Origin of the sequence: Acidisphaera rubrifaciens HS-AP3, assembly GCF_000964365.1 — a bacterium.
Lineage (GTDB): Bacteria > Pseudomonadota > Alphaproteobacteria > Acetobacterales > Acetobacteraceae > Acidisphaera > Acidisphaera rubrifaciens.
The window spans coordinates 1-4,617 of the sequence record NZ_BANB01000750.1 but is presented as its reverse complement, the minus strand read 5'-3'; the positions used below and the strand labels follow the sequence as shown (position 1 = coordinate 4,617).

Below are 4,617 nucleotides of genomic sequence, written 5' to 3'. Positions count from 1 at the left end.
CCGCCGACATCGACCGCCTGCTGGCGGCGGCGACGCCGCCTGCGGAAGTCTACGCGGCCATCAGGGGATAGAGCCTGTCCGTCCGCCGCCATGGGCCGACGGACAGGCTGCCCGCTCAGCGGACGGAGCCCTTTGCGGCCTGAAGCTCGCCATAGGCCCGTTCCAGCAAGTCCATCGCCGCGGCCTTGTGGCCCTCATAGATGCCGGGCGCGGCGCGAAGGTTGGCGATCGCGTTGCGTATGTCGGCCTCGGCGGCGTTCAGGCGGGGGAAGTTCGCATAGGCGGCGCCGGCGAGGCTGAGCCCGACGGCCGTGGTGGCAAGAAAAACCCGTGTGCGTCGCGTCATGGTTGTGACCCTGCAGGTTGAGCATGGCCGTTCTACCATGGCTGTATGCCGCCGCACGCTGATTTTCCGGCTGTGGCGGAATGACGCGGGCGCGATACGGGCGCGGCCGTGCGACCGCGCCCGTTCCACCTGACGATTTCGGGATCGGGCAGGCGGTCAGGCGGCCGCCAGCTGCTCCGTCGCCACCGCGTCCTCGCCGTCCAGCACCGCGCCCACGGCATGCACGACCGCCGCGATGCGGACCGCGCTCTGCACCTGCTCGGCCGTGAGGCCGGCGGCGCGCACGACCTTCTCGTGGCTCTCCATGCACATCCCGCAGCCGTTGACCGCGGAGACGGCGAGCGACCACAGCTCGAAATCCTCCTTGGCCACGCCGGGCCGCGCCATGACATTCATGCGCAGCTTCGCCGGCATGTTGAGGTAGTCGCCGCCGACCAGGTGGGTGAAGCGGTAATAGACGTTGTTCATGCCCATCACGGCGGCGGCGGCGCGCGCCGCGGCCAGCGCCTCGGGCGCGAGCTGCGGGGCGAACTCCGCGGTGACGGCGCGGATCACCTCGGCGTTGCGGGTGGCGAGCGCGGCGGCGACGAAGGTGCCGGCGCGCTGCTGCGCCGTCAGGCTCGGCTCGGTCGCGAGGGTGCCGAGGTTCAGCCGCAGATCCTTGGCATAGTCCGGCAGTCGGTTCTTCAGCGTCTCGATCGACATGCGTCTCTCCTGCGGCGCGGCGCCGCCGTACGGGGTCGGGCGGCGCCGCGTCGGGATTGCGGGGAGGGGCGGCTGGATCAGGCGGCCTTCAGCGTCGGCTCGCCCTTGTTCCAGTTGCACGGGCACAGCTCGTCGCTCTGCAGCGCGTCGAGCACGCGCAGCACCTCGGCCGGGTTGCGGCCCACCGACAGGTCGTTGACCGAGACGAAGCGGATGATGCCTTCCGGATCGACGATGAAGGTCGCGCGCAGCGCCACGCCCTCGGCCTTGTCGAGGATGCCGCAGGCGGCCGACAGCTCGCGCTTGATGTCCGACAGCATGGCGATCGGCAGGCTGCGCAGGTCGTCGTGGTTCAGGCGCCAGTTGACGTGCACGAACTCGTTGTCGGTGGAGACGCCATAGACCACCGCGTCACGGTCCTCAAAGTCGCGGGCGAGCTTGCCGAAGGCGACGATCTCGGTCGGGCAGACGAAGGTGAAATCCTTCGGCCAGAAGAACACAACCTTCCACTTGCCCGCGTCGGTCGCGTCGTTGATCTCGGTGAAGCAGGTCTTGAGGTCGAGCCCGGCCGGCCCGGCCTTGACGGCGGTCAGGTTGAAAGACGGAAAGCGGTCTCCGATGGTCAGCATCTGCTTGGCTCCAGCCCTGTCTGCGCGTGCTTGCTGCGTCGCGGTAGGTGCACCGCAACATAGCCCGCAAATAGGCAGGGAGCTAACAGATTCCAGTCCTACCGACGGGTTCGATCGGACACCGTCCGGTCGGCGCGATTCCGCCGTCAGAGCGGGCCGAGATCGAGCGACGCCCGCAGCCGCGCCTTCAGCCACGCCCCGTCGCGCACCGGCAGGCAGCGCGGCATCTCCTCGCCGCCGATGCGCACGACCGTCACGCACGGGCCGTTGCCCGACCGGACGATGCGCGCGGCGAGGCGGTCCAACCCGGCGTCGTCGTCCACCGTAGCCGTCTCCGACACGCCGCACCCGGCGGCGATCGCCGCCAGATCGACGCCCCAGGCGGTGTGGCTGTGCTGCGATCCCGTCTCGCCGTACAGCCGGTTGTCGAGGATCACGACCGACAGGTTGGCCGGGCGCTGCACCGCGATGGTGGCGAAGCTGCCGAGGCCCATCAACGCCTCGCCGTCCCCGGCCAGCACCAGCACCGGCACCGAAGGCTGCGCCAAGGCGAGGCCGAGGCCCATCGCCATCGCGCCACCCATGCCGCCCCACAGATAGAAATTGCGCGGATGGTCCCCCGCCGCCGCGAGGTCATAGGTGGCCGCACCCAGGCTGCTGACCACCAGCAACGCGCCGCGGTCGCGCACAAGACGGGCGACCACCGCGCGGCGGTCGAGACCCGGGGGCGCGGCGTCCGGCGGCGGCGTCATTTCACGAACACCTTGGCGCCGATCAGGCGCTGCGACAGCAGCACCGCGACCGGGATTTCCGCCAGATAGGCCATCTGCGCCGCCGCGGCGACGGTCGGGCGCACCGCGTCGGGCGTGTCGGCGCGCATCGTGCGTATCTGCATCAGCGCGAACGCCCCCTCGGTCGCCGCACCCATCGGCACCTGCCACGGGTTGAACTCCCCCCACTCGCCGCGCATCGTCACCAGCGCGAGGAAGGGCATGCGGCATGTCCGGACAAGCGAGAGCATGTTGACGCAGTTGCCGACACCGCTCGACTGCATCAGCAGCACCCCGCGCGCCCCGCCGAGCCAGGCGCCGGCGAGCAGGGCCACGCCTTCTTCCTCGGTGGTAAGCGGGATGGCGCGCATCGCCGCGTCGTCATGGGCGCGGCGGATCAGCTCCGCATGGCCGCCATCGGGCACATAGGCGACCTGCGTCACGTCGAAGCCGCGCAGCACGTCGTGGATGTCCGCCGGCCATGCCGGCCCCGGCCCGCTGTCGTCGGATTGCATGGCAACACTCTGTCGCGGCGCTCCGGGCGGCGCAATGCGGCCGCTCCGCGCCCGGCCGGCAGCACGTATGCGCCGTCACGCCCGGCCGCGGGGCCGGCGCATCTGGCGTGGCCGCCCCCGGCGGGCGAGACTGCGCCGCAAGGATCGCGGGAGGGCGGCGTGGAACAGGACGGGTGCGAGGTGCTGGGGCTGGACCTGTTTCGAAGGGATGCGCCGCTGCGCATGCTCCATGCCCGGGACACCGCGTGATGGCCGGACCGCTCGACGGCATCAAGGTCATCGACCTGACGATGAACGTGCTGGGTCCGCTTGCGACGCAGATCCTGGGCGATTACGGCGCCGACGTGCTCAAGATCGAACAGCCGGCGGGCGATCCCGTGCGGCAGCTCGGGCAGAGCCGCTCGCCCGGCATGGGCGCCTATTTCCTCAATCTCAACCGCAACAAGCGCAGCGTCGTCCTCGATCTCAAGCGGCCGGCGGCGCGCGCGGCGCTGCTGCGGCTGATCGACGGCGCGGACGTGTTCGTCCACAACATCCGCACCAGCGCCGCCGCCCGCCTCGGCCTCGACTATCCCACGCTGTCGGCGCGCAACCCGCGGCTGATCTACGGCTCCGGCACCGGCTTCCGCCAGGACAGCCGGCTGCGCGACGTGCCGGCCTATGACGACGTCATGCAGGGACAATGCGGCCTCGCCGCCCTCAACGCCGGGCCGGACGGCGCGCCGCGCTATGTGCCCACGGTGCTCGCCGACAAGGTGTGCGGCATCACCCTCGCCTCGGCGGTCGGCATGGCGCTCTATCACCGAGAGCGCACGGGGCGCGGGCAGGAGGTGCACGTGCCGATGATGGAGACGATGCTCGCCTTCACCCTCGTCGAGCACCTCGCGGGCGCCACGCTCGGCGATCCGTCGCTCGGCCTCGGCTACGAGCGGATGCTCTCGCCGCACCGCCGTCCCTATGCCACCAGCGACGGGCATATCTGCGTCCTCGCCGTCACCGACGAACAGTGGCGGCGGCTGTTCGCGGCGATGGACCGGCCGGCGCTGATCGACGATCCGCGCTTCGCCACCTTGCCGGCGCGCGCCGCCAACATCGACGCGGTGTACGACGTGGTGCGCGAAGGCATGCGCGCCCGCACCACCGCGGAATGGCGCGCCCGGCTCGACGCCGCCGACCTGCCGAACGGTCCGGCCAACACGCTCGCCGACCTGCTGGAGGAGCCGTATCTGCGCGAGACCGGATTCTTCACCGCGCACACGCACGCGACCGAGGGCACGGTGGTGACGACGGCGGTGCCGGTCACCTTCTCCGACGCGCCCGCCTCCGTCCGCCGCCTCGCGCCCACGCTGGGCGCCGACACGGCGGACGTGCTGCGCGAGGCCGGGCTCGATCCGGCGTCGGTGTCGGCGGCGATGGCGGGCCCCGATGGACGCTGAGTTCCCGACGCTGCTCTCCCCGCTGCGGGTCGGCGGCCACACGCTGCGCAACCGCGTGGTCATGGGCTCGATGCACACGCGGCTGGAGACCGAGGCCGATGCCGAGACGCGGCTGGTCGCCTTCTATGCCGAGCGGGCGCGCGGCGGCGTCGGGCTGATCATCGGCGGCGGCCACGCGCCCGACCGCGCGGGCCTGATGGAGCCGGCCGCGCCGCT

At 71.5% G+C, this 4,617-nt stretch carries 7 protein-coding genes; 2 read left to right on the top strand and 5 right to left on the bottom strand.

From position 1 onward, the window contains the following. Positions 1-115 precede the first annotated feature (115 nt). From B8460_RS17250 to B8460_RS17230, 5 genes are all read right to left on the bottom strand, one after another. On the bottom strand, positions 116-346 hold the full coding sequence (locus B8460_RS17250) for a hypothetical protein (RefSeq protein ID WP_048862857.1): 231 nt from the start codon (positions 344-346) through the stop codon (positions 116-118). A gap of 156 nt (positions 347-502) precedes the next feature. Further along, positions 503-1,051: a carboxymuconolactone decarboxylase family protein gene (locus B8460_RS17245; protein ID WP_048862856.1), complete on the bottom strand. Its 549-nt coding sequence runs from the start codon at positions 1,049-1,051 to the stop codon at positions 503-505. A gap of 77 nt (positions 1,052-1,128) precedes the next feature. Continuing rightward, positions 1,129-1,680: a peroxiredoxin gene (locus B8460_RS17240; protein WP_048862855.1), complete on the bottom strand. Its 552-nt coding sequence runs from the start codon at positions 1,678-1,680 to the stop codon at positions 1,129-1,131. A 146-nt stretch (positions 1,681-1,826) separates the two neighbouring features. Beyond that, positions 1,827-2,432, bottom strand: a complete 606-nt coding sequence (locus B8460_RS17235) for a thiamine pyrophosphate-dependent enzyme (protein WP_048862854.1) — start codon at positions 2,430-2,432, stop codon at positions 1,827-1,829. Further along, the gene (locus B8460_RS17230; RefSeq protein ID WP_048862853.1) at positions 2,429-2,965 is read right to left on the bottom strand and encodes a thiamine pyrophosphate-binding protein; all 537 of its coding nucleotides are present in this window, start codon (positions 2,963-2,965) and stop codon (positions 2,429-2,431) included. Before B8460_RS17230 ends, B8460_RS17235 begins: the two co-directional genes overlap by 4 nt. Before the next feature lie 248 nt (positions 2,966-3,213). On the opposite strand from B8460_RS17230, the gene B8460_RS17225 reads away from it, so the two are divergent. Both B8460_RS17225 and B8460_RS17220 read left to right on the top strand, forming a co-directional pair. After that, a complete protein-coding gene (locus B8460_RS17225; protein WP_048862852.1) occupies positions 3,214-4,401 on the top strand; it encodes a CaiB/BaiF CoA transferase family protein in 1,188 nt (395 codons plus the stop codon). Next, the coding region (locus B8460_RS17220) for an oxidoreductase (RefSeq protein ID WP_048862851.1) at positions 4,391-4,617 on the top strand (227 nt) is incomplete at its 3' end. The genes B8460_RS17225 and B8460_RS17220, both read left to right, overlap by 11 nt.